The 22422-nt window shown below is 67.2% G+C and carries 37 protein-coding genes; 26 read left to right on the forward strand and 11 right to left on the reverse strand.

Annotation, left to right across the window (positions count from 1 at the left end):
* Window positions 1-112 precede the first annotated feature (112 nt).
* The 7 genes from Q0Q47_RS08385 to Q0Q47_RS08415 all read left to right on the forward strand — a co-directional run bounded on the left by Q0Q47_RS08385 (window position 113) and on the right by Q0Q47_RS08415 (window position 5730).
* Window positions 113-451 (forward strand): hypothetical protein, encoded by a 339-nt coding sequence (locus Q0Q47_RS08385; protein WP_293857305.1) that lies wholly within the window; start codon window positions 113-115, stop codon window positions 449-451.
* 4 nt (window positions 452-455) lie between these two features.
* Entirely contained in the window at window positions 456-683 is a 228-nt protein-coding gene (locus Q0Q47_RS08390; RefSeq protein WP_293857308.1) for a hypothetical protein, read from the forward strand.
* A gap of 135 nt (window positions 684-818) precedes the next feature.
* Window positions 819-1481: a DUF6011 domain-containing protein gene (locus Q0Q47_RS08395; protein ID WP_293857311.1), complete on the forward strand. Its 663-nt coding sequence runs from the start codon at window positions 819-821 to the stop codon at window positions 1479-1481.
* A gap of 133 nt (window positions 1482-1614) precedes the next feature.
* Complete coding sequence (locus tag Q0Q47_RS08400; RefSeq protein ID WP_293857313.1) at window positions 1615-3108, forward strand: DUF4942 domain-containing protein; 1494 nt, start codon at window positions 1615-1617, stop codon at window positions 3106-3108.
* A gap of 104 nt (window positions 3109-3212) precedes the next feature.
* Window positions 3213-4103, forward strand: coding sequence for a ParB/RepB/Spo0J family partition protein (locus Q0Q47_RS08405; protein WP_293857316.1), 891 nt, complete (start codon window positions 3213-3215; stop codon window positions 4101-4103).
* Between the two features lie 70 nt (window positions 4104-4173).
* Window positions 4174-4788, forward strand: coding sequence for a hypothetical protein (locus Q0Q47_RS08410; RefSeq protein WP_293857319.1), 615 nt, complete (start codon window positions 4174-4176; stop codon window positions 4786-4788).
* Between the two features lie 159 nt (window positions 4789-4947).
* Window positions 4948-5730 (forward strand): DUF2786 domain-containing protein, encoded by a 783-nt coding sequence (locus Q0Q47_RS08415; protein ID WP_293857322.1) that lies wholly within the window; start codon window positions 4948-4950, stop codon window positions 5728-5730.
* Between the two features lie 502 nt (window positions 5731-6232).
* On the opposite strand, the gene Q0Q47_RS08420 is transcribed toward Q0Q47_RS08415, so the two are convergent.
* The 11 genes from Q0Q47_RS08420 to Q0Q47_RS08470 all read right to left on the reverse strand — a co-directional run bounded on the left by Q0Q47_RS08420 (window position 6233) and on the right by Q0Q47_RS08470 (window position 12179).
* The gene (locus Q0Q47_RS08420; RefSeq protein WP_293857325.1) at window positions 6233-6826 is read right to left on the reverse strand and encodes a hypothetical protein; all 594 of its coding nucleotides are present in this window, start codon (window positions 6824-6826) and stop codon (window positions 6233-6235) included.
* Window positions 6826-7236, reverse strand: coding sequence for a hypothetical protein (locus Q0Q47_RS08425; protein WP_293857328.1), 411 nt, complete (start codon window positions 7234-7236; stop codon window positions 6826-6828). Before Q0Q47_RS08425 ends, Q0Q47_RS08420 begins: the two co-directional genes overlap by 1 nt.
* Window positions 7233-7529 (reverse strand): helix-turn-helix domain-containing protein, encoded by a 297-nt coding sequence (locus Q0Q47_RS08430; RefSeq protein ID WP_367278227.1) that lies wholly within the window; start codon window positions 7527-7529, stop codon window positions 7233-7235. The genes Q0Q47_RS08425 and Q0Q47_RS08430 overlap by 4 nt, the downstream gene beginning before the upstream one ends.
* Before the next feature lie 85 nt (window positions 7530-7614).
* On the reverse strand, window positions 7615-8445 hold the full coding sequence (locus Q0Q47_RS08435; RefSeq protein ID WP_293857335.1) for a DUF6551 family protein: 831 nt from the start codon (window positions 8443-8445) through the stop codon (window positions 7615-7617).
* Window positions 8446-8460: 15 nt separating this feature from the next.
* Window positions 8461-9132, reverse strand: coding sequence for a single-stranded DNA-binding protein (gene ssb, locus Q0Q47_RS08440; protein WP_293857338.1), 672 nt, complete (start codon window positions 9130-9132; stop codon window positions 8461-8463).
* Between the two features lies 1 nt (window position 9133).
* Window positions 9134-9370 carry a hypothetical protein gene (locus Q0Q47_RS08445; protein ID WP_293857341.1) on the reverse strand — a complete coding sequence of 79 codons (237 nt, stop codon included), beginning with the start codon at window positions 9368-9370 and terminating at the stop codon, window positions 9134-9136.
* Window positions 9367-9981: a hypothetical protein gene (locus Q0Q47_RS08450; RefSeq protein ID WP_293857344.1), complete on the reverse strand. Its 615-nt coding sequence runs from the start codon at window positions 9979-9981 to the stop codon at window positions 9367-9369. The genes Q0Q47_RS08445 and Q0Q47_RS08450 overlap by 4 nt, the downstream gene beginning before the upstream one ends.
* Window positions 9978-11105 carry a GIY-YIG nuclease family protein gene (locus Q0Q47_RS08455; RefSeq protein ID WP_293857347.1) on the reverse strand — a complete coding sequence of 376 codons (1128 nt, stop codon included), beginning with the start codon at window positions 11103-11105 and terminating at the stop codon, window positions 9978-9980. Before Q0Q47_RS08455 ends, Q0Q47_RS08450 begins: the two co-directional genes overlap by 4 nt.
* 3 nt (window positions 11106-11108) lie before the next feature.
* The gene (locus tag Q0Q47_RS08460) at window positions 11109-11336 is read right to left on the reverse strand and encodes a hypothetical protein (RefSeq protein ID WP_293857350.1); all 228 of its coding nucleotides are present in this window, start codon (window positions 11334-11336) and stop codon (window positions 11109-11111) included.
* On the reverse strand, window positions 11336-11857 hold the full coding sequence (locus tag Q0Q47_RS08465; protein ID WP_293857353.1) for a helix-turn-helix domain-containing protein: 522 nt from the start codon (window positions 11855-11857) through the stop codon (window positions 11336-11338). Before Q0Q47_RS08465 ends, Q0Q47_RS08460 begins: the two co-directional genes overlap by 1 nt.
* Window positions 11847-12179, reverse strand: a complete 333-nt coding sequence (locus Q0Q47_RS08470) for a hypothetical protein (RefSeq protein ID WP_293857356.1) — start codon at window positions 12177-12179, stop codon at window positions 11847-11849. The genes Q0Q47_RS08465 and Q0Q47_RS08470 overlap by 11 nt, the downstream gene beginning before the upstream one ends.
* Before the next feature lie 509 nt (window positions 12180-12688).
* Between Q0Q47_RS08470 and Q0Q47_RS08475 the strand changes: the two genes are divergently transcribed.
* From Q0Q47_RS08475 to Q0Q47_RS08560, 19 genes are all read left to right on the forward strand, one after another.
* The gene (locus Q0Q47_RS08475; protein ID WP_293857358.1) at window positions 12689-13600 is read left to right on the forward strand and encodes a LexA family transcriptional regulator; all 912 of its coding nucleotides are present in this window, start codon (window positions 12689-12691) and stop codon (window positions 13598-13600) included.
* A gap of 119 nt (window positions 13601-13719) precedes the next feature.
* Window positions 13720-14121 carry a hypothetical protein gene (locus tag Q0Q47_RS08480; RefSeq protein WP_293857361.1) on the forward strand — a complete coding sequence of 134 codons (402 nt, stop codon included), beginning with the start codon at window positions 13720-13722 and terminating at the stop codon, window positions 14119-14121.
* Window positions 14122-14163: 42 nt separating this feature from the next.
* Window positions 14164-14787 (forward strand): siphovirus Gp157 family protein, encoded by a 624-nt coding sequence (locus Q0Q47_RS08485; RefSeq protein WP_293857364.1) that lies wholly within the window; start codon window positions 14164-14166, stop codon window positions 14785-14787.
* 3 nt (window positions 14788-14790) lie between these two features.
* Window positions 14791-15810, forward strand: coding sequence for a phage recombination protein Bet (gene bet / locus Q0Q47_RS08490; RefSeq protein WP_293857367.1), 1020 nt, complete (start codon window positions 14791-14793; stop codon window positions 15808-15810).
* Entirely contained in the window at window positions 15807-16124 is a 318-nt protein-coding gene (locus tag Q0Q47_RS08495) for a hypothetical protein (RefSeq protein ID WP_293857370.1), read from the forward strand. Before bet ends, Q0Q47_RS08495 begins: the two co-directional genes overlap by 4 nt.
* A complete protein-coding gene (locus Q0Q47_RS08500) occupies window positions 16121-16573 on the forward strand; it encodes a hypothetical protein (RefSeq protein ID WP_293857373.1) in 453 nt (150 codons plus the stop codon). Before Q0Q47_RS08495 ends, Q0Q47_RS08500 begins: the two co-directional genes overlap by 4 nt.
* The gene (locus tag Q0Q47_RS08505; RefSeq protein WP_293857376.1) at window positions 16570-17025 is read left to right on the forward strand and encodes a hypothetical protein; all 456 of its coding nucleotides are present in this window, start codon (window positions 16570-16572) and stop codon (window positions 17023-17025) included. The genes Q0Q47_RS08500 and Q0Q47_RS08505 overlap by 4 nt, the downstream gene beginning before the upstream one ends.
* 80 nt (window positions 17026-17105) lie before the next feature.
* Window positions 17106-18209 (forward strand): DNA polymerase III subunit beta, encoded by a 1104-nt coding sequence (gene dnaN / locus Q0Q47_RS08510; RefSeq protein ID WP_293857379.1) that lies wholly within the window; start codon window positions 17106-17108, stop codon window positions 18207-18209.
* Between the two features lie 211 nt (window positions 18210-18420).
* Window positions 18421-18693 carry a hypothetical protein gene (locus Q0Q47_RS08515; RefSeq protein ID WP_293857382.1) on the forward strand — a complete coding sequence of 91 codons (273 nt, stop codon included), beginning with the start codon at window positions 18421-18423 and terminating at the stop codon, window positions 18691-18693.
* The gene (locus Q0Q47_RS08520; RefSeq protein ID WP_293857385.1) at window positions 18686-18934 is read left to right on the forward strand and encodes a hypothetical protein; all 249 of its coding nucleotides are present in this window, start codon (window positions 18686-18688) and stop codon (window positions 18932-18934) included. The genes Q0Q47_RS08515 and Q0Q47_RS08520 overlap by 8 nt, the downstream gene beginning before the upstream one ends.
* Entirely contained in the window at window positions 18931-19320 is a 390-nt protein-coding gene (locus Q0Q47_RS31135) for an HNH endonuclease (protein WP_367278221.1), read from the forward strand. The genes Q0Q47_RS08520 and Q0Q47_RS31135 overlap by 4 nt, the downstream gene beginning before the upstream one ends.
* On the forward strand, window positions 19221-20213 hold the full coding sequence (locus Q0Q47_RS08525; protein WP_293857388.1) for a phage Gp37/Gp68 family protein: 993 nt from the start codon (window positions 19221-19223) through the stop codon (window positions 20211-20213). Before Q0Q47_RS31135 ends, Q0Q47_RS08525 begins: the two co-directional genes overlap by 100 nt.
* Complete coding sequence (locus tag Q0Q47_RS08530) at window positions 20206-20499, forward strand: hypothetical protein (protein ID WP_293857391.1); 294 nt, start codon at window positions 20206-20208, stop codon at window positions 20497-20499. Before Q0Q47_RS08525 ends, Q0Q47_RS08530 begins: the two co-directional genes overlap by 8 nt.
* A gap of 32 nt (window positions 20500-20531) precedes the next feature.
* The gene (locus tag Q0Q47_RS08535) at window positions 20532-21005 is read left to right on the forward strand and encodes a dATP/dGTP pyrophosphohydrolase domain-containing protein (RefSeq protein WP_293857394.1); all 474 of its coding nucleotides are present in this window, start codon (window positions 20532-20534) and stop codon (window positions 21003-21005) included.
* Between the two features lie 3 nt (window positions 21006-21008).
* A complete protein-coding gene (locus Q0Q47_RS08540) occupies window positions 21009-21281 on the forward strand; it encodes a hypothetical protein (protein ID WP_293857397.1) in 273 nt (90 codons plus the stop codon).
* Entirely contained in the window at window positions 21281-21628 is a 348-nt protein-coding gene (locus Q0Q47_RS08545) for a hypothetical protein (protein ID WP_293857400.1), read from the forward strand. Before Q0Q47_RS08540 ends, Q0Q47_RS08545 begins: the two co-directional genes overlap by 1 nt.
* Window positions 21609-21764 (forward strand): hypothetical protein, encoded by a 156-nt coding sequence (locus tag Q0Q47_RS08550; RefSeq protein ID WP_293857403.1) that lies wholly within the window; start codon window positions 21609-21611, stop codon window positions 21762-21764. The genes Q0Q47_RS08545 and Q0Q47_RS08550 overlap by 20 nt, the downstream gene beginning before the upstream one ends.
* Entirely contained in the window at window positions 21764-22084 is a 321-nt protein-coding gene (locus Q0Q47_RS08555; RefSeq protein ID WP_293857406.1) for a hypothetical protein, read from the forward strand. The genes Q0Q47_RS08550 and Q0Q47_RS08555 overlap by 1 nt, the downstream gene beginning before the upstream one ends.
* Entirely contained in the window at window positions 22077-22406 is a 330-nt protein-coding gene (locus Q0Q47_RS08560) for a hypothetical protein (protein ID WP_293857409.1), read from the forward strand. Before Q0Q47_RS08555 ends, Q0Q47_RS08560 begins: the two co-directional genes overlap by 8 nt.
* Window positions 22407-22422 lie beyond the last annotated feature (16 nt).

Below are 22422 nucleotides of genomic sequence, written 5' to 3' on the forward strand. Positions count from 1 at the left end.
GACCCGGCGGGGCGGCCATAACCGCCCCTCCAGACTGCTTTTTTCTGTACGTCCCCAGCCACTTCGGCGAGACTGAATACTGCCCTAAACCCCTGCCACAGGAGAGAATATCATGGCCAGCATTGGCGTGAACGTTCACGGCCCGCGCTTCTATTTGAGCAGCGCGATGGAGCACAACAGCGGCACCGTCTCGGTGTGCATCAAGGTCTTTGAAGAGGATAAGCCCGGGCGCGAGCTTCTGGACCTCGGCCTGTTCGGGCGGACCCTGATCGACATCCAGAAGATCCAGCGGCTGGCAGAAGCCATCCACGCGATCTGGGGTGACAACCCGGCGCCAGGCTGCGCGCGGGACGCCCCCAACACGTTCGCGGTCCTGGCCCGCAACACCGCGCCGCGCGGGTGGGGCGAGGCGGGCGGCCCGACCGACCAGATCCACGACGCGGCGGAGTGAGGAGATGAGCGGATGCCCACCCTTCCCCACCGGCAACGATGGCGCAGACCGGTTCCGGATCGCCGTCGAGGAGACGCGCCACGTCGTCTACGAGATCGAAGCCGACAGCGCGGATGCCGCGCTCCGCGCATTCATCGAGTGCGGCGCTGGTCAAGAGGTGTCCAGCACAGTCCTGACAGTGTCGTTGCGGGCGGACCCGAAGCGGACCCAGGACATCCCCGAGATCGCCTAGCCGTGTCTTGCGTATAGGCGAAGTCGAGAGCAGTCACAGCGGGAATTATTCTTGTGCTGTGACTGCTTTTTTCTGTACGTATCGCTTAATTCTGGTAGCCTGAATGTGTTGGATCCCTACCACAGGAACACCACCATGAACGACCTGTTCTCCGGGCCTTCGCCCGTCGATGCCCTGCGCGCCGTCCTCGACCAGCTCAGCCCCAAGGACCGCGCCTTCGGCGAAAGCCTGATCGCCTCCGTCGAGCGCGCCCGCGGCCGCGCGTCGGACAAGCAGCTCTACTGGCTCGCCGAGCTGGCCAAGCGCGCCAGCGCGCCCAAGCCCGAGCGCACCAGGACCGAGATCGGCGACCTCGCCGGCGTCATGGCCCTGTTCGACAAGGCCCGCGAAAAGCTCAAGCGCCCGGTCGTCACCCTGCGCTTCGACGGCGTGGGCGACGTGCGCCTCGACGTGGCCGGCACCACCGCCCGCGTCCCGGGCTCGATCAACGTGTCCAGCGCCGGGCGCTGGGGCGAGCGGACCTGGTACGGGCGGATCCTGCAGGACGGGACGTTCGAGGCCTCGCCCCGCGTCCATACGCCCGAGCAGCTTGCCGATGGCCTCAAGGCCTTCGCCTGCGATCCCGCCGGGGTGGCATCGGCCCAGGGCCTCACCACCGGCCGGTGCCGCTTCTGCGAGATCGAGCTGACCGACGAGCGCTCGGCCGCGGTCGGCTACGGCAAGACCTGCGCCGCCAATTGGGGCTTGCCGTGGGGCGCTCGCCCCTCCCGCCAGCCCGAACTCGCCCTCACAGCCTGACAGGAGCCAGCACCATGCTTCGCCTCATCGGATCCGCAGTGCTCGACCTCGTCGAGGCCGTCTGCCTGATCGTGTTCTGCACCGCGTTCGTCGTCATCGCCGTCGCGCTCACCGGCAACTGAGGTCAGCGACGATGAACGCCCATACCATGCCGATCCGCCGCGACACCGTGGCGGAGATCGTCGCCAAGCGCGACAAGGCGCTGGCGCTGTACGAGGAGGGCCACGTGGCCCTCCTGGCGGCGCGCGAGGCGATCCAGACAGCCAGCGCCATGGCCGCGACGGCCGCGGCCGGCGTCAACCGCTACAACTGGCACCAGCGCGACGAGAAGTCCGCGTTCCTGAAAGCGATCACGCCGCCCGACCGCGACACGTTCATGGCCGAGGCCAGGCGGATGGTCGACACCGACGTGTGGGGTCACCTCATCCAGCTCACCGGGCTGGAGACGCTGATGGACAAGACCGCAAAGGACCAGTTCCACCAGCAGCTCATCGCCGACCCGCCCGAGATCAACGAGGGCAACGTCTGGGCTACGCTCGAGCAGTGCCTGCTCGATGCCGACACGATCTTCAAGCGCGGCATCGCCACGGTGTTCTCCACGCTCGATCGACGGTTCCGCTCGCACGACGGCTGGAAGATCGGCAGCCGGATCATCCTCACCCACGCGCTGAGCGAATGGGGCGGCTGGTCCTACCACTCCAACCAGCGCGACGCGATCATCGACATCGACCGGATCTTCTGCCTGCTCGACAACGTGCCGTTCAACGGCTACGGGCTGATCGCGGCCATCGAGCGCGACCGACAGGGCGGCTGGGGCCAGGCCCGCCAGTCCGTGACCGAGACGACCTACTTCAAGGCCTGCTGCTACAAGAACGGCAACGTCCACATCTGGTTCAGGCGCGACGACCTGCTGGAGCGCGTCAACCAGCTGCTCGGCGAATACTACGGCGCGCCGATCCCGCAGGAGCGCGAGGCCGAGGCCGAGGACGACGGCGACCTGTTCACGCCCAAGACCACGCCGGCCAAGCGCTACGGCTTCTTTCCGACGCCCGACGCCGCGTCCGAGCGGGTCATCGAGCTCTCGGCGCTCTACCGCGAGAAGGCCGGCTCGCCGCTGCGCGTGCTGGAGCCCAGCGCCGGCACCGGCAACCTTGCGCTGCGCGCCGCCCACCATCGGACGACCGTGCGCCCGCGATGGGACGGGCCCGAGGACAGCTGGCGAACCTGCATGGTCGACTGCGTCGAGATCCAGCCCGAGCTGGCCCAGGCGCTGCGCCAGACCCAGGCCTACCGCGACGTGAAGTGCCTGGACTTCCTCACCCTCAAGCCCGATCCCGACCGGCTCTACGACCGGGTCATCATGAACCCGCCGTTCGACCGCGAGCGCGACATCGATCACGTCATGCACGCGCTCGGCTTCCTCAAGCCGGAGGGCAAGCTGATCGCGATCATGTCGGCCGGGACCGAGTTCCGCGAGACCCGCAAGGCGACCGCCTTTCGCGAGCTGATGCGCAAGATGAACGCGCAGTGGGAGGACTTGCCTCCAGGCTCGTTCTCGTCCGTCGGGACGAACTGCAACACGATTATACTGACCGTCTACAAAGACGGGAGGCGGTTTTACCGCTGAATTCTGTCGCTTTTTCTGGTGACGCGCTTGCTTTTTTCTGTACGTCACCGGCCCTTATGGTAGATTGATCTTGTCCCGATCAACTCCCTACCACGGATGTTCCCATGCTCAAGCGTATCGCCCTCACCCAGATCGTCCCGAACGCCGACCAGCCGCGCAAGCTGTTCGACGGCAAGGCTCTCGCCGAACTGGCGAACTCGATCCAGACCAACGGGCTCATGCAGCCGATCACGGTCCGCCCCCTGGGCGACGACCGCTACGAGATCGTCATGGGCGAGCGCCGCTGGCGGGCTCACCGCCTGCTGGCCGAGCAGGGCATCGAGGGCTTCGACACCGTGCTCTGCCACGTCAAGCGCATGGACGATGTCGAGCGCGACGTGCAGGCGATCGTCGAGAACCTGGCCCGGGCCGACGTGACCCCGATGGAGGAGGCGCGGGCCTACCAGCGGATGCTGGACAACGGCATGACCCTGGAGGATCTGGCCAAGCGCATCGGCGTCCAGCCCTACCGGATCACCGACCGCACCCAGCTCCTCAAGCTCTCCCCCGAGCTGCTGCAGCTGTTCGAGAAGGGTCAGCTCGAGCGCATCTACGCCTACGAGATCAGCCGCCTGCCGACCGCGCGCGACCAGATGCGGATCTTCCAGATGCTGCGGCAGGGCAAGGTCAGCGGCTGGCAGGCCGTCAAGGCCGCCGTCAACACCGTCCTCGACGGGTCCAGCCAGGAGGACATCTTCGGCGAGACGGCGCCGCGGGCGAGCGAAGAGGACGTGGCCAAGGTCGGCGTCATGGAGGCGCGGATCGACCGCATTACCGCCGCGCTCGCCGGCGGCTGGAAGGACGGCGAGTGCATCGTCGCCACGAAGGTCTCGCCAGACCGGGCCCGGACCATGGCCGACAAGCTGGCGGCCCTGTCGCGGACGATCCGGATCATGGAGCGCGACCTGCGCATGGCGTCGGCGCAGGGCGACATCGTTTTGGAGGCGGCGGAGTGAGGCCAGCGCCCCACCCTCCCCTTTCAACCCACGCGCCCGGGCTCCCCGGGCGCTCTACAGGAGGCCAAAGGTGCCCATCTATACGTCCTCATGGTTCCAGAAGCTGCCGCCAGGGTACATCCGGGTCGGCGTCAGCCGCGGCATCCCGCGCGGGATCGGATCCGGCTTCAAGATGTACCGGACGCTCGCGCCCGGCGACTGGTTCAAGTCGGTCGACGTCGAGGAGTATCGGCGGCGATACTTCCAGGGCCTCGACCAGCTCAACCCGCGCCAGGTGGTGGCCGAGATCGCGGAGGTCGCCCGCGGCTGGACGCCCGTGCTGTGCTGCTACGAGGCGCCGCGCGACAGGGCCAACTGGTGCCACCGGGGCTACATCTCGGCCTGGCTCAAGGACCAGCTCGACATGGACGTGTTCGAGGTCGGCCTGGAGAAGGACGGCGCCGGCTGGGCCCACCCCAAGCTGCCGCGCGAGCACCGCCGCGAGCCGCCCGGCCTGTTCGACCCCATCAACGTCGAGACGTGGAAGGGAAGGACCTGGGAGAACCCGTTCAACGGCGAGGTGTGGACCGTGATCGGCCAGGATCCCGACAACCCCGACCAAGCCGTCGTTGCCTGCGGAGAGCAGCGGCGCAGCGTCTCCCAGGCCGTCCTTGAGAAGAAGTTTGGAGCGGCTACCGGGAGTTAAACCCGGCCGTCGAGGGGGACCTCGACGTGGCATCGGCCTCGCCGCAAAATGCATTTTTCTGCGTTGGCACCGATATTTCGGTGCCAATTTTGCTTTTTTCTGCTATTCTGAGGCATCGGGAAGCCATAAGGCACCTGCCCTACCACAGAGGACCAGACGATGACCGACGAGACCCAGCTCGAGAAGCTCAAGCACCGGATCCGCGCCCTGCTCGCCAAGAGCGTCGAGAACGGCGCCACCGAGGCGGAAGCCATGGCGGCCGCCGCGAAGGCGCAGGAACTGCTGGCCAAGTACGGCATCGAGACCGACGAGCTGGATGCCGAGGCCTTCGTCACCGAGCGGTTCGAGGCGAAGAAGGCCAGCCGCAAGTTCGACTGGTCGGATCGCATCGGCTACGGCGTCGGGCTGTTCACCGGCACGTTCCCGTTCAAGCAACCCGGAAAGCCTGTCTCGTTCCACGGGCGCGAGACGGACGCCTTCTTCGCGCTCTGGCTCTGCGATGCCCTCGACGGGTTCATCACCCGCGCCGCGATGGCCTACGTGGCCGAAACCGGCAAGGTGCGCTCCACCGGCAAGGGCGGCTCCCGCTACATCCCGGGCCAGGGCGACATGTTCGCCGCCGCCGGCACCCGCGTTCAGATCGCTCGGCCAGAAGCAGATTGGGAGCGCGACCTGCGCATGAAGAACTACGGCATGGGCTGCGCCGATCGCATCTGCGCCCGGCTCACGGAGCTGGCGACGGACGCCAGCTGGCGGAAGGCGGATGACGCCCAGCGCGACCTCTCCCGCAAGGGATGGAAGTTCGCCGCGCGCAGCAGGCACGACCACGTTGGCGATGAGGCCAGCTACGCGGCCGGGGAGGCCGCCGGCGAACGCGCCACGTTCTCGCGGCCGGTCGGATCCAGCGGCGCAAGCGCGCCCCTCGGCATCGGCGGCCGCTGACAGCGGGCGCTATACGCGCTCGCGCATAAACGGCGGATATGCGCGAGCGCGTATCGAAATTGGTGCCGGGCTCTCACCAGCTGCGGGACGGCCGACCCTCTGCCCCTTTCTCACCAAGGGGCCAGGTGTCTCGTGCGGAGGGGCGGCCTCTCGGCCCTGCACCGGGCTGGCGCCCGGGCTCCCATCGGGTGCTGGGGGCCTTGCGAGCCGTACCAGACCCCTCCTCTCTGGGAATTCGCTTCCGGCGCTCAGCGCCTCCAGGTCGAAAGGCAGGATGCGGTCACATGACACCCTCCTGAAACTGAGAACGGCGCCCAGCCGCGAAGCCAGACGCCGTTCCGAGTGCCAATCCCTACCACAGAACAGGCACCGGGACCCTGTCACAGTCGAATGCGGAGGGTCAAGCCCATCTCTGGAACGCACTCCGGCAGGATGCCTCGGACCATAGGTGTTTTGTGTGCGATCTGTCCAGCCCCGATCGCAGAATTCTGCACAGCTCCCGTTACGCCTCCACGACCGCATACCCGGCGTTGCGCAGCGCCTCGTTGACCTCGTCCTGCGTCGGCATGAGGTGGACGAGCTGCTTGGCGATCGCCGCGCACTCCGCGTCCTTGAGCTCGTAGACGGTGCGCCGCGAGCAGCCGGCGATCTTGGCGATCTGGGCCGCCGGCAGGCGACCCTCGGCCAGGCGGCAGAGCGAGATCCAGGCCTTGCGGCGATCGCGGGTCTTCATGAACCGCCACAGCTCCCAGCAGGCATCCATCCGCGCCACCGCCTTGGCGGTCGGGAGCTTCCTGGGCAGGAGAACGTCGGGGCTCTCCTCCCCTTTCTGGATCCGCTCGAGGAGCGCCCTATAGGCTTCCTTGGCGTCCTCCCGATCATGGGCATGGGCAGGCCAGAGCGACTTCGTGCAGTAGATCCAGCCGGCCTCGCGGTCGGGCAGCTTGTTGAGCGTCTCCATCGCCTCCTTGAACGCGCCGAACACGTAGTCGGCCGGGCGCAGAGAAAGCGGGTCCTGGTCGGTCGCGATTGCCCCCTCCATCGAGAGGCGGAAGGCGACCCGCAGCGTATCCTCGGTGGCCGTGCTGAGCTGCATCAGGCGGTTCTTTCGTCGGAGGGGCGAAGATGCGCGGTAGCCAGCATGATCCGCTGCTCGGCCAGGCGCCGGGTCTTGACCCACCACCGGTCCTGCTTGTCGTCGAGCTGCTTGCACAGCCGGCGGAAGCCCTCGGCGCTGTCGCCGAAGGCGATGCCCATCATCACCGCGCTGGCGGTCACCGCGAACGACCAGAGGCGGCGTGCGCGCAGCGTGTGGGGCGGGTGCGCGCCATCGGTCGACATCATCGTGACCGTGTGGCCGCGCACCGCCATGCGGGGCTCGGTGTCGAACTTCAACGCCACCGCGTTCACCGCCTGGGCGACCGGGTTGAAGGCGTCGAGGCGCGGGCCATCCTGCGCGGCAGCGCCAACGGCCTGCGCGGTGGCTGCATCCATGTGGTCGGTCATGCGGCGGGTTTCTCCAGGAGCTTGGCGCGAAGGGTGCGGCGGATGTCGGGTGGGAGGGCGTAGCCTTGGGCCCACACGGTGGTGATCGAGATGGCGAAGGGCTTGAGCTTCTTGCGCATCTTGCAGATGAACACGTCGACGATTTTCAGCTCGGCCTCGTCGCGGCCGTTGGCGGTGTAGAGGGCGGCCATGAGCGCGTCCTTGGTCGCCATCTCGCGGGTCAGTAGCACCCCCATGACCTTCTGTTCGGAAGGCGAGAGCCCCCACTCGACGGGGTAGAGGATCGAGCGCATCCCGAAGACGCGCTCCAGCTCCTCGATGCGGTCGCGGAGGGTCTCGTTCTCCTCCTCGACCGCGTTGAGCCGTTCCTTGAGCGCCTCAAGAACCAGATCGGGCGGCACGCTTCGTCCTCCGCTGGTAGAGCACGATCACCAGCGCCCGCCACCGCGGAAGCTTCTTCGCGATCGCCATCTGGCGGGCCTCCTCCTCGATTTTCGGGATGACGGCCCGGATCATGTTCGTCAGGTCCTCGGGCTTGGCCGCCCCCTCGTAGCCATGGCCCCACAGCAGCTCGGCGCCGGCCTTGATGAAGTCGGCCGTGACGGGCGCGCACTTGGCCTCCACGAGCGCCTGGAGCGTCTGGCGGGCCTTGATCGGACCGTACTGGTTGATGACCGCCCGGATCGATCCGAGCGCCATGCAGTCGCCCACGTCGAACTCGCCGTCGTTGGGCGGGGCGCGCAGCAGCTTGACGCCGGCACGGGCGCAGACCTCCTCGACGGTCAGCGCGTCCTCGTCGCCGGCCGTGACCATGGCGTGGTGGAGCTGCGCCGCGGTGACGTTCACCCGGTCGCGGTTGTGGCCGACGAAGGCCTCAGCGCGGTCGGCGGCCGCCGGCGCGTCCACCAGCATCACAGGGATGGTGGGGATGTTGGGGTGAGAAGCCGCCGCGATCGCCGTGTGCTGGCCGTCGATGACGTGCAGCGTCTCGCCGATCCGGGTCACGACCGGCGGCTTGAACCTCGCCCAATCCCAGCCCCACAGGATCTTGCGGATCAGGTTCACGCCGCGCCGGGAGAGCTGGCGCTGGTAGTCCTCGTCGACCACCAGGTCGATGGGGCTCACGTCGATGAACGTCGGCGGCGCCCCGATGTCGTCGGACGGGGTCACGTCGGGCAGCAGCATGGGCTCGATCTTGCGCAGGGCCATGGTAGGGATCTCCGGTCAGAATGGGATGTCATCGTCGAGGTCGGGCTTGGGCCGGCTGATCACGTAGCCGTCCGCGTCGATCCGGTTTTCCGCGATCCAGTCGCGCCGGGTCTGCGTCGTGGCGTCTGCTTGGCTCAGGCCCTTGCCCATGTGGTAGGAGACGTCGGCCTTGAAGTCCGACGTGTCCTCGGCCTTCTGGCGCCCCAGGTTGGAACCGCCGCTGCGGCCGCCGGAGCCGCCGTAGGAGCGCCGGCCGAAGTCGCCGCCGCCTCCACCGCCGCGACCTTCGTCGCGGGTCGAGGTGTTGCCGTAGCCGTGTTCGTCGCGCTGCGAGCCCCCGGAGGGCTTGCCCTCCAGCGTGACCTTGCCGTCGAAGCGCCCGACCACGATCTCCGTCGTCCAGCGGTCGTGGCCGTCGCGGTCCTGGTACTTGCGGGTCTTGATCGCGCCCTCGACCGAGACGCGCCCGCCCTTCTCCACGTACTGCTCGATGACCGGGATGATGTTCTGGTTGAACACCACGATGGTGTGCCAGTCCGTAGTCTCCTTGCGCTCGCCGGTCGCCTTGTCCTTCCAGTATTCGGACGTGGCGAGGGAGAAGGTGGCGACCTTGTCGCCGTTGTTCATCGTCCGGATCTCGGGGTCCTTGCCCACGTTGCCCAGCAGGATGGCGCGGTTGATGCTCATCTCACTTCGCTCCCGCAACCAGGTGGCCGGTGATCTTCTCGCTGCGCTCGGCGAGGAGCGACAACTGCTCGGGCGTGAGCCCCTTGAGCTTGAAGGACAGCTCGGACAGAGCCAGGCCGATGGCGGCGTTGTGGACCTGGGCCAGGGTCGTGGCGACGGTGGCCCGGTCGGTGGTGTCGACGATGTTCAGGGCGCGGCAGAGAGCCAGCGCCTTGTCGGTGATTGCCTGCTCGCTCACGCGGCCTGCTCCTCTGTCTTGGCGGCGGTGGGAAGGGGGAAGAGACGGTTCGCCATGGCCTTGCGCCGGCCGATGATGGCGTCGGCCATGATCCGGTCGATGGAGCCGGGAGGGCTGTGCAGGCCGCGGTTGATGCAGTCGTCGAGCCGCTGCATCGCGGCCCTGATGTCGAACACCTCGGACGGGTTGGGCCGCCTGCGCTTGTCGCGGGCGAAGTCGTGGAGGCCTGTCAACCAGCCTTCGTTGAGGGCCTGGAGCGCCATCTCTCGCCAGACCTGGTGGTCGCCGCGGTCCGTCACGTCGCCGCGCAGCAGGCGGTCCACGTAGTCGGGGGTGAGCGGGCGGTTGGGGTCGGGCGGCGGAGCCTTCGGCTCGGGTGGCGCCGGCATGTGGTTGCGGCAGGCCTCCATGCACTCGGCGATCGAGGGAAAGGACTTGAACTTGCGGTTCTGGCGGAACCAGCGCACCGCCCCCTCCAGCGCCTCCTGCGGGAAGCTGGCCAGGTCGGACGCCAGGTCGGCGGTCCACGCCTCCAGGTCGGCGGTCTGCGGCTCGGAGAAGTAGCGCAGCATCACCTGCACGAACGTGGTCATGGCGGAGACGGAGGTCATGCGGCAGCTCCCTTGGTCTTGGCGGCCCGGGCAGCCTCCTCGGCGATCATCCGGTCGACGATGGTGGACATGCGGGCGCCCGGCTTCTCGGCGGGCTGGGCGGCGGGTGGGACGGGGGCGACACGGCGGCGCCGATGCTCGAAGATGGCCTGCTCGAAATACCGCAGGCTCTTGGGCGGATCGCCAGGCGCCCGCTTGCTCATGACCAGCTCGATGCAGGGCAGGATGTCGAGGTCGGGGTCGTAGCCTTCGCTCAGCCACGCCTGGACGCGGGAAACGTCGCCGGTCCAGCGGGGGTCACCCCAGGAGATGCCCATCGCTGCCAGGACGCGCTTGCCCACCTCGATGAAGTCGGCCTTCGGCTCGGGCGCCTGCGCTCGCGCGTCATCAGCAACAGTCTCTGCTCTGTCTCTGTCTCTGCTTCTGTCTCTGTCTCTGTTCTGCTCTGTCTCTGTTGTAGTGCTACGTAGTGTTGCTACGGTCGTTGCTACGGGGTGATGTAGCGTTTCACGTAGCGACGCCAGTAGGTCGACGTAGTGACTGCCCTTAGCGGCTGTGTGCGTGGCGATCACGTCGCTGATGTGGGTCGGGAGGTCGAACCATTCCCCCTGCCGGCGGTGCGCCTTGAGGAGGTCGTGAATGTCCACCTCCGAGTTCTCGACTGTGCGGGTGACGCCAAGGATGCGGAGCGTGGATGGGTGCCCTGTCTGGAAGTCCTTGAGCCGAGCCCAAGGGTTGCGCGAATGGCCGATCTTGACCGGCTCGCCCCATGAGGTGCCGATGAAATAGACGTAGAGGCCGGGGTCCTTGTCGTGGCTGGCGGCCGCTCGCTGGCTTTCATACTGGCGCCGTTGCCAGGCCGTCACGACGTTGTCGGCGAGCATCTCCAGCTCGACGAAGGCCTTGATCACCCGGTCCATGTCGGCTGGCGGCTCGGCCAGGATGATCGCTAGCCGGCGCGGGGTGAGGTCGAAACGCCCCTGGTCCTGCAGGGCGGCGCAGTTCTCGAGGATGGCGTGCCAGGCCGCGATGCAGACCGACCGGGAGACCTCGGCGATCAGCGCGGCCTCGGCGAGCTTCGGATCGGAGACGGTGCCCTCGTAGGCTCGGTACCAGCGGGTCACGGCTCACCTCCGTCCGTTCAGGACGTCGGTCCGGACGCGGTCGAGGATGGCTGCTGCCTCGCGCGGCGAGACCGCCGTGCAGATCCACAGCAGGATGCCCTCGATGGCGGCGGTGGCGATCTTAAGGGCCGCGTCGCGACCCTTGGTCCGCTCGATCTCGCGGATCGTGTCGGCGTGCCGGGAGATGTCCCGCAGCCGGGGCTCGTGGGAGGGCTTGCCGAAGAAGCTCATCACATCCCCACGGCCCGACGCAGGGACACGGTGGCGACGTGCTCGGGCAGCACGTCGCGGATGTAGCGCTCCCAGCTCCCGTCCTGCAGGGACCGGTCGTACTCGCGGTTGTGGTGGATGACCGTGGTGTGATCGTAGCCGGCGAAGCGGCCGATGGCCGCCAGGCTGAACGCCGTCTCGTTCGTGGCCCTGGCGAAGAACTCCCGCCGGGCCATGGTCAGGTTCCGGGTGCGGCGCATCGAGAACAGCGCCTCCATGGAGATCGCGTGCCGGACGCTGACCTCCTGCGCGATCATGAGCAGCATGTCCTCCCCCGAGGCCCGCGTGTCGGGCAGGCCGGGGACGGCCGGGGCCAGCGACAGCGGCAACGGCATCGGGAGGAGAAGCTGGGTGGGCTCGGGCGGCCGGGCGGTGCGGGATCGGGGAGGAGCGGACCGGATCGGGATGTGGCGGACCGGCGGGCTGAACTTCTCGCGCAGCGCTTTGCGCCGGGCGATCATGGCCTGCGCGTCAGTGCTCATGGTGAGAGACCTCGTCGATGCTGGCGAGGAGGGCGGCAGCGACCTGCTTGGCCCGGTCCAGGGCTTCCTGCTGGTCGGGCACGGCCAGCCTGGCCAGCTCGACCCGGCCCAGCATCCGCTCGGCGGTTTCCACGCACGCCAGGGCGAAGGCTTCCCGCAGCTTCTCGACGAAGGGCCACGGCAGGGACCGCGTGACCTGGTGGCGGTAGCGCAGGGTCCACAGCATCCCGCGCGGCAGGTCGTAGCGGCGGGCTACCCGATCCAGGGCCCCCGACACGTCGCCCGGGCCGGACATCTCCATGCGCACCAGTTCCTTGCACATGGCGGCGCACTGGCCGATGTATCCATCGGGCTTAAGCGTTGATCGCAAAGACTTTTTGAAGATCTGCAAATCGAGCCGTGCGACACTCAGGGCGTCGAGTTGTCCCGGTGTACCAATGCCCGTCACATCCCTTGGAGAAGCAGCCGCGCGGCTGGTGTCGAAGTTGCGCGCGAAGGCGGAGGAGAGGGACGGATCGCCCCCCTCCCCCCTGGCGATAGAGGCCTCGGCGGATCCCGGCTCATTCCGGGCCTGCGACGATCCCTCATCCTCTCGATCAGCTTCGCATGTCGTGGAGCCGGCGGCAGCGGCACCGGCCCTATCCCCCAGCTCACCAGCTGACCTTGGTTCACTCGGACGGTCGCCGACGCCCGTTGAGAAGGGGGAATTCGAGACAGCATCGGCCCAGAGGCCAAGATGCTTGAAACTGTAATTTTCCGACATGCCGGTCTCGATGGATTGCTATTTTCTGCAAGCTACATCGCTGGCCTATGTGAGCGCAAGAGGGTCAGATGGTATTAATTTTCAGCAATGATGTTACAGACTGTCACGACTTTCGCAGTCTTGAACAGAGTCAGAGAAAAGAGCAGGTTGCCGAACAACGCATGACAAAACCGGGGTTACCGGCCTTAGACGAGAGGGACTTTGGGATGGTTGCAGATAGCGACGACAAGCGGCGCAAGCCGCTGCCCGAGATGGCGCTCGCGGCCAAGCGGCGCCGGGAAGCCCTCGGATTTTCCCGGCGTGAGCTGGCCGAGAAGGTGTCGGTGCGACTGGCCCCACATACGGTGACGCCCTCGGCGATCAATGAGTTCGAGAGCGGTCGCGTGGCTAGGCCAGCATTCCTACACGAACTGCTCGACGTGCTCGGTTTGGAGCGCCACGGCGACAGTGTCCGCGTCTCAAATGACGGAGGAAGCTCAATTCCCCCAAAGAGAAAGCACCTTGCCAGTTCGTCGGGTTCAGTCTTAGCTGTAGACATCGTACCTATTCGACGCAGGGTGGCAGCTGGCATGTGGATGGACGCGAATGTTCCGACTGCCGACGTCTCGACCGTTCCTGCCGTCCGTGACGATCGCCTCGAAGGCCTCGAGCAGTATGCCTTAAGGATTGAGGACGACAGCGCCGGCCGGCGGGTCCAGAAGGGCGACTGCGTGGTGTGCGTGCCCTACTTCGGCTTCCGTCGCGGACTGACCCATGGAGACATGGTCCACTGCCAGCGCACCCGCGCCGGCCTGGTCGAAACCACCATCCGCAGGCTGGTGGTGACGGCGCAATCGGCGCGGCTCGAAAGCCTGGCGCTCGATCCTGTCCTGTTGCCGCCGGTCGAAGTGGACGCCCAGGGGCGATACGAGAGCCCCGACGAGACCGTGGAGGTGCTCGGCGTCGTTGTTGCACTGCACCGAAATCTGCTGGATGAGTAAACGGGACGCTCGCATTTTCTGCAAATGAAGGGGGCTTTGCGCCCCCTTTTTTGTTGCTTGAAGTTGCTTTTTTCTGTAGATTGATGGTCTCTGGTCCCATGCAGAAAGGAGCATTTCCCATGGGTTTTTCAGTGGTCAAGGCTGGCGCGAAGCACGGGCGCCAGCCCATCGGCAACACCGCCAGGATTGCCCCCAACGGGCGATCCGGGGCGCTCATCCGGATCGACCAGGACGTGGCCGCGTCCGCCGGCATCAAGGCCGGCGCGCATGTCCTCGTCATGAAGGGGTCCGGTGAACACGAAGGCCAGCTCGGCATCGCACCCACGATCCCGACCGGGATGAGCATCGAGACGAAGCAGTGGGGCAAGTCGACGAACGTCGTGATCGCCGTGAACTGCGAGGCGATCGGGATCGTGCGTCCCAAGCTCACCACCGGCGCCGAGGTCGTGATCGAGGGCACAGGCCTGATCCTGCACATCCCCGAAGAGCTGCGCATCAGGCCGTCCGCTGTGGCGGCCTGATCGCACCCACCACCCCCTCCCTACCACACACCGAGGACAATCATGTCAAAGGCAAAGAAGGCGACCTACTCGGTCGTCAGGGACGCGGAGCGCGAACTCCAGGCCCTCACCGTGCTGCGCGCGCAGATCGCCGAAATGGCGGACGGCGACGAGGACACGATCCGCGACACCCTGGAGGGCGAAGCCGACTTCGACACCCTGTTCAACAGGCTGCTCGAGGAAGAAGCCCAGGACCAGGCACTGATGAAGGGGCTCAAGCTCCACATCGACACGCTGAGTGACCGCAAGTCGCGGTTCGAGAAGCGCATCAATACCCTGCGCGACTTGCTCGCCAACGCGATGGACATCGCGGGTCTCAAGAAGTGGGAGGGCCCGGTCGCCACGATCTCGCTCTCCGAAAAGGCGGCCTCGATCACGGTGACGGAAGAGGCCGACGTGCCGACCGCCTACTGGAAGCAGCCGGATCCGGTCGTCGATAAGAGGGCCCTCAACACGGCGGTCATGGCCCGCGAGGCCGAGCGCGCGGCCGCCATCGAGGAAGCCCGCAAGATCGAGGACGAGGAGGAGCGCCAGCATCGCCTCGACGCCATCGAGACGGAGCTGCCGCCAATCCCAGGCGTCGTCATCGGCAACGGCGGCTGGTCCGTCACCATTCGGAGGGGCTGATCCATGTCCGCGATGATCCAGACCGGGCGCGCTGTCGCGCTCTCCGCGTGGGAACCCCGCCAGCTCGCGCTGATCCGCCGCACGGTGGCGAAGGACTGCAACGACGACGAGTTCGAGATCTTCATCGGCTACTGCCGGGCGTTGAACCTCGACCCGCTGCGCAGGCAGATCTACGCCTTCGTGTTCCACAAGGACAAGGCCGACAAGCGCCAGCTCACCATCGTGACGGCGATCGGCGGCCTGCGCACCATCGCCGAGCGGACCGGCAACTACAGGCCCGACACGGACGGCCCGGTGCTCGTCTATGACGAAACCGCCAAGGGCCCGAATAATCCATTCGGCTTAGTCAGCGCCGCGGTGAGGGTGTTCAAGTTCTCCCATGGCGAGTGGTTCCCCGTCACGGAGACGGCCTATTGGGAGGAATTTGCTCCGCTCAAGGAGGTCTGGGAGTACGACCAGGAGCAGGGCCGCAAGGCGCCGACCGGCCGCTTCCAGCTCGACACCTCCGGCCAGTGGGGGAAGATGGGCCGGCTCATGCTGGCCAAGTGCGCCGAGGCGCTGGCGCTGCGCAAGGCCTGGCCCGACGACTTCTCGAACGTCTACGTCGAGGAGGAGCTGGACAAGACGCGCTTCCTCGAACTGAGCGCCACCGAGGCGGCCGACGAGGGCCGCAAGCAGGAGCGCCTGGAGAAGATCGGGCTCGGCGCCGGCCCGCACCTGATGCTCACCTTCGACGATCTCGGCACGCTGGAGCCGGTCCCGGTCGGCAAGGTCTACGACCGGGCCATGGCCTACGTCACCGAGCACAAGGACGAGGCGTCGGTCATCACCCTCTGGCAGCAGCGCAACCAGGCCTCGCTCCGCGAATTCTGGGCGCACGACAAGCCGGCCGCGCTCGATCTGCGCAAGAAGATCGAGGAGGCGGTCAAGGCCGCGGCGGAGGCCTCCACGGACGAGGGCGACGCCGAGTCCACCGAGGACGCCGGCCGCGACCAGCAGGTGACCGAGGAGGCTGCGGAATGAGGCCGGACGCCAAGACGGAGGCCGAGGCCAACAAGTCGTGGTGTCCGTTGGGGATCCCGAACGAGGCGATCATCACATGCGCCGGGGCGAAGTGCATGGCGTGGGTGTGGACCAGCCAATCCATGCCCGAGTTCATCGAGCATACCGAGCCGGAGGCTGTCGACGAGCCGCCGCGGCCGGCTTGGGTGCCGCCCGACTATCGGTGGACGCCCCACGACGAGGACGGTCATGCCGGCTGGCTGGAACCCGTCGAGAGCTTCCAGGCCAAGCGCAAAGGTCGCTGCGGCATGGTGCCGGGGGTAGTTCGCCCATGACCGACAAGCCGTTCATCACGGCCATCGTCGAGGGGGGCCGGCTGCGGCCGGCCTCCCGCTACGACGCCGAGCAGCTCGCCCGCTACGACAACGGGGCGAAGGTCAACCTGCGCATCACCGCGCCGCGGCACGGCGGCCGGCACCGGCTCTATTGGGCCACCCTCCAGACGGTGTTCGAGACGCTGCCCGAAGGGCGCCGGTTCCCCTCCGTCCAGGCCCTGCACGACGCCATCAAGATCGAGCTCGGCGTGGTGAACTACGTCGCCACGCTGTCGGGCGAGATCCTGGTCCAGCCAGGCTCCACGTCGTTCGACAAGATGGCCGAGCCCGAGTTCCGCGAGTTCCTCGATCGCGCGCTCGAGCTGATCTCGACCGAGCTGATGCCAGGGGTGAACCCCGACGACATCCGGCGCGAGACGGCCGCGCGCTACGGTAAGGACGCGGCATGACCACGACGAAGGAACGCCGCAAGGCCATCCCCACCGTCGTGAAGCTCCAGGTCGTGCTGGCGCAGGACGGGAAGTGCCGGGCCTGCGGCGAGCGGCTGGGCGACCTCGCGGGGCTCAACTTCGACCACCGCCCTCCCCTCGTCTCGCGTCCCTGGCTTGCAGAAACCTGCGACTACGATCCGCCCCAGAACGACCCGGCCCACATCGAGGCCCTGCACGTCGACTGCCACGCCGCGAGGACCTTTGGACCAGGCGGCGAGAAGCGGATCACGACGCGCGGAGGCGACATCCACGAGTACCGCCGCGCCGACCGGATTTCCAACAAACACGCAGAGTTCCAGCGCCGGCTGCTGGAACCCGATCAGCCCGATCCGGCGCCCCGTAAGAAGGCCAAGCGCAAGATCCCGTCGAGGCCGTTCCCGTCACGCAGGAAAGAGAAACGCACGTCTTGACGTTGCTTTTTTCTGTTGCTTTCTTCCTGCTTTACTTTATTCTGTAGAAGTCAAGTCAATCCCTACCACGGAGACAGATCATGAAATTCGCAGTGCCCGGCGGCCGGCTCTCGGACGCCCTCAAGGTGGTGGCCAGCGCCACCGAAGCGAAGTCCACCATCCCGATCCTGGCCAACGTGCTGATCGTCGCCGACAGCGACGGCTTGCACGTCACCGGCACGGACCTCGATGTGCGCCTCCAGACGAAGGTGGCTGATGCCGACGTGCAGCAGTCGGGCCGGACAACGGTGGCGTTGTCCTCCCTGCGCACCCTCGTCTCCAAGCTCCCCAAGGACGCCATGGTCACGGCGACAGCCGATGGCGCCACGATCCAGGTTGCCAGCGGCAAGTCCCGCTACAAGCTCAACACCCTGCCGGCCGACGACTTCCCCGACATGGAGGGGATCGAGGACAAGGGCGTCGTCAAGCTCGATGCCGATGGGTTCACCCACCTGTTCGACCGGATCGCCTTCGCGATCTCGACCGAGGAGACCCGCTACTACCTCAACGGGATCTACGTCCACGAGCGCGCCGGCAAGCTCTACGGCGTCGCCACGGACGGCCACAAGCTGGCGCTGGCCGGCTGGACGCTCGATGGCACATGGCCCCAGGGCGTGATCGTGCCCACCAAGGCCATCAAGGCCGCCACGGCCGCGTTCCCCAAGGGCTGCGAGATCGCCACGAACGGCCAGCGCATCTCGTTCCGCGCGGGCGACGTGGTGCTCATGTCGAAGCTGATCGACGGCACCTTCCCCGACTACATGCGGTTCATTCCGCAGGCCTCCGACGACAACACCGTGATCCGGGTCGACCGCGAGACGTTCGGCAGCGCCATCGCCCGGCTGCGCTCGATCATGTCGGAGCGCGGGTCGGCGGTGAAGATGGAGGTCGACGACAGCATCCGCGGAAGCGTCAGGGGCCCCGAAGGGGACGAAGGCAGCGAGGAGATCCAGGGCGAGATCGTCCGTCTCGGCAAGGAAGAGACGACGGTCGGCCTGAACAGCCGCTACCTCGACCTGGTGCTGGGCTCGATCACCACCGAGTTGGTCGACCTGGAATACGCCAATGCGGGCGCCCCGGTGCGCCTCACGCCGGTTGGCCCGGGCGCCGAGTACCTCGCGATCGTCATGCCGATGCGGGTCTGACGGTCATGCTGCGCTCGTTCCATCGCCTCCTGTGGTGCCGGATCCTCCGGCGCCACGCAGCCCATCTCCGGACGCGCACGTTCGGGCCCGAGCTGGTGCTGGAGGCGCGGTGCGGGCGCTGCGGAATTCGCCTCTCCCACATCTCCCTCTGCATCCCTGGACGGTCGGCCGTCGCACGGCGGCGCCCCGTCATCACCTGCGAGACATCGTCATGAGCACCCATCAGCTCCCGTCGCCCAACGCCATCGCGACCCTGGCCCGCACGCTGGAAGCCTTCATCGGCATGACGGCGACCGGGCAGTACGCCTACATGCTGCACATCGTGCCCGTGGGGGCGCCGGATCAGCCCACGGTCATCTTCGGCAACCTCGACCTGGCGAGCCAGGTGAACGTGCTCGAGCAAGCCCTCGAAGAGACGCGGCGCCGGGCCGCGCTGGAGACGTCGCCCGTCGAGCCGACCACCTCGGAGGTCGGCCGTGCATAGCGAGCTGTTCATCGAGCGCACGCCGGGCGCCCAGCTGCGGGTCGGCGACACCCTATCGGTGTTCTGGTCGCCCGGGCGCGACCGGATCGTGGCGAGCCGGCCCTACACCGGCCCGCTTGCCTCCATCTACCCCGCTGGCGTCGACGTCGTGACGTTCGCCTCCGGCGTCTCGATGGCCGTGGACCGGGCCGACCTCTACGCCCGCATCCCGCCGGTCCGCCTGGTGGAGCCTGCAGGGTGAGCCGGATCCTCAACCGAAAGCGCAAGTACCAGGCCGCGCACGACAATCAGGGCGGCCGGTGCTTCTGGTGCCGAGAGAGGGTCCGCTACCACGAAGGAACTCTCGACCACATCGTGCCTCGAGCCCATGGCGGCAGCGGTCGGCGGGTGAACCTCGTGATGGCCTGCGACCCTTGCAACAAGACCCGCGGGACGATGTCCCCGGCCGAGTTCCTCAGAAGTCCCTACCTCATCCAGAAACGCGCCCCCGAGCCGAAGGCCGAGCGCACGAAACAGGAGGCGTCGGCATGGCCGATGGAACGCACATCGAATGGACCGACGCGACGTGGAACCCCATCACCGGGTGTTCCGTCGTCAGCCCCGGATGCACCAACTGCTACGCCATGAAGCTGGCGGGCACGCGCCTCGCCCACCACTGGAGCCGCAAGGGGCTCACCAGGGACACCAAGGCCGGCCCGGTCTGGACCGGCGAGGTCCGGTTCAATGAGGAGTGGCTGGACCAGCCGCTCCGGTGGTCGAAGCCGCGGCTTATCTTCGTCTGCGCACACGGCGACCTGTTCGCCGAGGGCGTGCCGGACGAGTGGATCGACCAGGTGTTCGGCATCATGGCGATGGCCACGCAGCACACCTTCCAGGTGCTCACGAAGCGGCCGGAGCGGATGCGGGAGTACCTGTCGTCACCGCTGCGGCAGACGCGGATTACGGTCGCGGCAGTGATCCTCGACGAGGATCGGGGAGAACGGACGCGCTTCCTCTGGCCCCTCCCGAACGTCTGGCTAGGCGTCAGCGTCGAGGACCAGCCCCGCGCCGACGAGCGCATCCCGATCCTGCTCAATACGCCGGCAGCGGTCCGGTGGATCTCGGCCGAGCCGCTGCTGGGGCCGCTGGATCTGGACCACTACCTGCGCGCGGGCTCGCACCGCTTCGTCGGTCCCATCACACGCGGCGCCCTGCAGTGGGTCGTCGTCGGCGGCGAGAGCGGCCAGGACGCCCGGCCGATGCACCCGGATTGGGCACGATCACTCCGCGATCAGTGCGCGGCCGCCGGCGTTGCCTTCCACTTCAAGCAGTGGGGGGAGTGGCTTGAACACGAGCAAGCGTTAGACAGCCTTGGCGATGACGATCGTCGGGTCGGCGACAGCCGCACGCGGATCCGACGCGGGCAGGATGGCCTGACGGTTCTGGACAACGCCACCTTCGTCCGCGTCGGCAAGAAGGCCGCCGGCCGCCTCCTCGATGGCGTGACGCACGACGGATGGCCGGAGGTGGCCCGTGGCTAAGCCCAAGATCGGGGCGGACGTGACGCCCCAGGAAAAGCAAATCGCGGACGACCTCGGCAAGCACGTCGGCGAGAGGATCGTCGTCCACGCCTTGGACGCGATGAAGCTCACCGACCGCACCGAGCAGGACCTCATCATCGCCATGCACGTCATCGGCGCGGCCATCGGCGTGCTGAGCGGCGTCCTCCGGCAGATCTCGGAAGAGCGGACCGGGGAGCGGCTCTCGCCCGCCGAGGCCATCGCCTGCGCGCGCGAGTTCGCGTTCACCACCCCACCCCGGCGATAGCCGGTTCAATCCCTACCACCCAGGAGCAGACCATGGACCTTCAAGCACACCTCATCCGCCAGATTGTGTTTTCCCGCGCCACGTTCGGGCCCGGCGAGCGCACCGCTGGCGTGACCGACCACATCACCAAGGAACTCGGCGAGGTCGCCAAGGAAACCGAAACAGGCGGTCGCGTGAAGGAATGGACCGACGTTGTGATCCTCGGGTTCGACGGGCTCTGGCGATCCGCCGAGGCCCATCTGACCGAGCTGCAGGACGGCCGGCCGCCCACCGTCGACCAGATCGCGCGCCGCGTCGTCTGGGAGATCGTCGCCAAGCAGGGCAGGAACGAGCTGCGGACGTGGCCCGACTGGCGCACCGCGCCGGCCGACAAGGCCATCGAGCACGTCCGCAAGCCCAGCAGCGAAGGCGACCGGTTCATCGGCAAGTCCCTCGACGAACTCGCTGCCGAGGTCCGCGGCATCCCGGTCGACCAGCTCGTCGACGTCCACAACGAGGGCAACTGAGCCATGGCCGACGAGCTCAAGCTCAAGTGGGGCACTCTCAAGGGCTGGAACCTTGAAACCGACAAGGCGCTCGAAGCCCTCCACGCCTACAGCGACACCGGCCATCACTCGCTCGGCGCCATGACGCAGCGCGACACGCCCGAGATGAAAGAAAAGCTCTGCGCGCTGATCGACGCCGTCGCCGAGGGCGGTGGCACGATCACGAGCGACTGGACCGGCGAGACGATGACAGCGGACGAGGCCAAGGCCTACGTCCGCGACTACGGGAAGCGCTGATGTCCATCGTCCTCGACAGCGTCCAGCTCGACCTCGCGCGCCACGCGCTCGGGCTCCCCAACCGCCGGCGGCGGTCCTACCGCAACCACTACGTCACGGGGCACCGCGACGAGACCAAGGCCTGGCGGGACATGATCGCCGTGGGCGCGGCGAAGGAAGGCCGCGCCGGGCCGCTCAGCGGCGGAGATCCGTGGTTCTCCCTCACCACGGAGGGCGCGATCGCCGCGCTCAGGAAGAACGAAGGCCTCGACGACGAGACCTTCCCCAACTGGCGGTCCATGCGGGCCGCCGCGAAGTCCACCCCTACCACACCCCAGGAGCAGACCCATGAAGCCCATGAAGCCTAAGCGCGTCACCCGCGGCGGCCGCCCGATCTATTCGAGGGACGAGGCGGCCGACCGCTACCAGCTCAAGCAGCTCGGCCAGCTCCCGCCCACCGACCCCAAGGGGATCGAGCGCTGGTGGAAGCAGAGGGGATACTGATGGGCGACAGCTCGTTCACCACGCGCAGCGTCAAGGCGGCCCGAAAGCCGCACGTCTGCGAGCAGTGCGGAAAGGGGATCGCCATCGGCGATCCCTACCGCCGCGTGTCCGGAGTGTGGGAAGGCGACTTCTACACCCAAGCCCTCCATGGCGAGTGCCTGGACGCGGGCAACCTCTATGCCCTGGAGCACGGCCTCGCGGCCGACGAGTGGCCCTGGTTCGCGCAGATGAACCTGGAGCGCGAGGACCGGACCTGGCTGCTGGAGCATTTCCCAATCGTCGCCGAGCGGCTCGGGATCAAGGGAGCGCATGATGCCTGACAGCGTTTCAGAGATTGCGGCACGGCTGCGGGGAATTGCCGACCGGCACGACCGGTTCGAATTGCTGCGGACTCAGATCGAGTTGTCCGACCTCCGCGCCATCCTCGACGAGAACGAGCGGCTGGCGAAAGAGCGGGATGAGGCGGTGGGTTGTCTTGCTCCTTCTCAGCAAAAGGAGCCTCTCAGCCTCGCCATCATGGCTCTGCGAAATTCCTTGGGGGATATGCTGGATCAGAACGAGGCGCAGGCGACCCGTATCTCTCAACTAGAGCAGCAACTGAGAGAGGCGCGGGAGTTGGTGAAAGCCATCGCTGAATTGTAAGCCCCGCCGTCGTTAG

It is taken from the genome of uncultured Alsobacter sp. (assembly GCF_945952055.1).
GTDB lineage: Bacteria > Pseudomonadota > Alphaproteobacteria > Rhizobiales > Beijerinckiaceae > Alsobacter.

Excerpts from the sequence above, each read along its gene's own strand:
- Q0Q47_RS08385 (WP_293857305.1), top strand. The coding sequence starts at position 113 with ATGGCCAGCATTGGCGTGAACGTTCACGGCCCGCGCTTCTATTTGAGC.
- Q0Q47_RS08390 (WP_293857308.1), top strand. The coding sequence starts at position 456 with ATGAGCGGATGCCCACCCTTCCCCACCGGCAACGATGGCGCAGACCGG.
- Q0Q47_RS08395 (WP_293857311.1), top strand. The coding sequence starts at position 819 with ATGAACGACCTGTTCTCCGGGCCTTCGCCCGTCGATGCCCTGCGCGCC.
- Q0Q47_RS08400 (WP_293857313.1), top strand. The coding sequence starts at position 1,615 with ATGAACGCCCATACCATGCCGATCCGCCGCGACACCGTGGCGGAGATC.
- Q0Q47_RS08405 (WP_293857316.1), top strand. The coding sequence starts at position 3,213 with ATGCTCAAGCGTATCGCCCTCACCCAGATCGTCCCGAACGCCGACCAG.
- Q0Q47_RS08415 (WP_293857322.1), top strand. The coding sequence starts at position 4,948 with ATGACCGACGAGACCCAGCTCGAGAAGCTCAAGCACCGGATCCGCGCC.
- Q0Q47_RS08420 (WP_293857325.1), bottom strand. The coding sequence starts at position 6,826 with ATGCAGCTCAGCACGGCCACCGAGGATACGCTGCGGGTCGCCTTCCGC.
- Q0Q47_RS08425 (WP_293857328.1), bottom strand. The coding sequence starts at position 7,236 with ATGACCGACCACATGGATGCAGCCACCGCGCAGGCCGTTGGCGCTGCC.
- Q0Q47_RS08430 (WP_367278227.1), bottom strand. The coding sequence starts at position 7,529 with ATGCGCTCGATCCTCTACCCCGTCGAGTGGGGGCTCTCGCCTTCCGAA.
- Q0Q47_RS08435 (WP_293857335.1), bottom strand. The coding sequence starts at position 8,445 with ATGGCCCTGCGCAAGATCGAGCCCATGCTGCTGCCCGACGTGACCCCG.
- ssb (WP_293857338.1), bottom strand. The coding sequence starts at position 9,132 with ATGAGCATCAACCGCGCCATCCTGCTGGGCAACGTGGGCAAGGACCCC.
- Q0Q47_RS08450 (WP_293857344.1), bottom strand. The coding sequence starts at position 9,981 with ATGACCTCCGTCTCCGCCATGACCACGTTCGTGCAGGTGATGCTGCGC.
- Q0Q47_RS08460 (WP_293857350.1), bottom strand. The coding sequence starts at position 11,336 with ATGAGCTTCTTCGGCAAGCCCTCCCACGAGCCCCGGCTGCGGGACATC.
- Q0Q47_RS08465 (WP_293857353.1), bottom strand. The coding sequence starts at position 11,857 with ATGAGCACTGACGCGCAGGCCATGATCGCCCGGCGCAAAGCGCTGCGC.
- Q0Q47_RS08470 (WP_293857356.1), bottom strand. The coding sequence starts at position 12,179 with ATGTGCAAGGAACTGGTGCGCATGGAGATGTCCGGCCCGGGCGACGTG.
- Q0Q47_RS08475 (WP_293857358.1), top strand. The coding sequence starts at position 12,689 with ATGGTATTAATTTTCAGCAATGATGTTACAGACTGTCACGACTTTCGC.
- Q0Q47_RS08480 (WP_293857361.1), top strand. The coding sequence starts at position 13,720 with ATGGGTTTTTCAGTGGTCAAGGCTGGCGCGAAGCACGGGCGCCAGCCC.
- Q0Q47_RS08485 (WP_293857364.1), top strand. The coding sequence starts at position 14,164 with ATGTCAAAGGCAAAGAAGGCGACCTACTCGGTCGTCAGGGACGCGGAG.
- bet (WP_293857367.1), top strand. The coding sequence starts at position 14,791 with ATGTCCGCGATGATCCAGACCGGGCGCGCTGTCGCGCTCTCCGCGTGG.
- Q0Q47_RS08495 (WP_293857370.1), top strand. The coding sequence starts at position 15,807 with ATGAGGCCGGACGCCAAGACGGAGGCCGAGGCCAACAAGTCGTGGTGT.
- Q0Q47_RS08500 (WP_293857373.1), top strand. The coding sequence starts at position 16,121 with ATGACCGACAAGCCGTTCATCACGGCCATCGTCGAGGGGGGCCGGCTG.
- Q0Q47_RS08505 (WP_293857376.1), top strand. The coding sequence starts at position 16,570 with ATGACCACGACGAAGGAACGCCGCAAGGCCATCCCCACCGTCGTGAAG.
- dnaN (WP_293857379.1), top strand. The coding sequence starts at position 17,106 with ATGAAATTCGCAGTGCCCGGCGGCCGGCTCTCGGACGCCCTCAAGGTG.
- Q0Q47_RS08515 (WP_293857382.1), top strand. The coding sequence starts at position 18,421 with ATGAGCACCCATCAGCTCCCGTCGCCCAACGCCATCGCGACCCTGGCC.
- Q0Q47_RS08525 (WP_293857388.1), top strand. The coding sequence starts at position 19,221 with ATGGCCGATGGAACGCACATCGAATGGACCGACGCGACGTGGAACCCC.
- Q0Q47_RS08535 (WP_293857394.1), top strand. The coding sequence starts at position 20,532 with ATGGACCTTCAAGCACACCTCATCCGCCAGATTGTGTTTTCCCGCGCC.
- Q0Q47_RS08540 (WP_293857397.1), top strand. The coding sequence starts at position 21,009 with ATGGCCGACGAGCTCAAGCTCAAGTGGGGCACTCTCAAGGGCTGGAAC.
- Q0Q47_RS08545 (WP_293857400.1), top strand. The coding sequence starts at position 21,281 with ATGTCCATCGTCCTCGACAGCGTCCAGCTCGACCTCGCGCGCCACGCG.
- Q0Q47_RS08550 (WP_293857403.1), top strand. The coding sequence starts at position 21,609 with ATGAAGCCCATGAAGCCTAAGCGCGTCACCCGCGGCGGCCGCCCGATC.
- Q0Q47_RS08555 (WP_293857406.1), top strand. The coding sequence starts at position 21,764 with ATGGGCGACAGCTCGTTCACCACGCGCAGCGTCAAGGCGGCCCGAAAG.
- Q0Q47_RS08560 (WP_293857409.1), top strand. The coding sequence starts at position 22,077 with ATGCCTGACAGCGTTTCAGAGATTGCGGCACGGCTGCGGGGAATTGCC.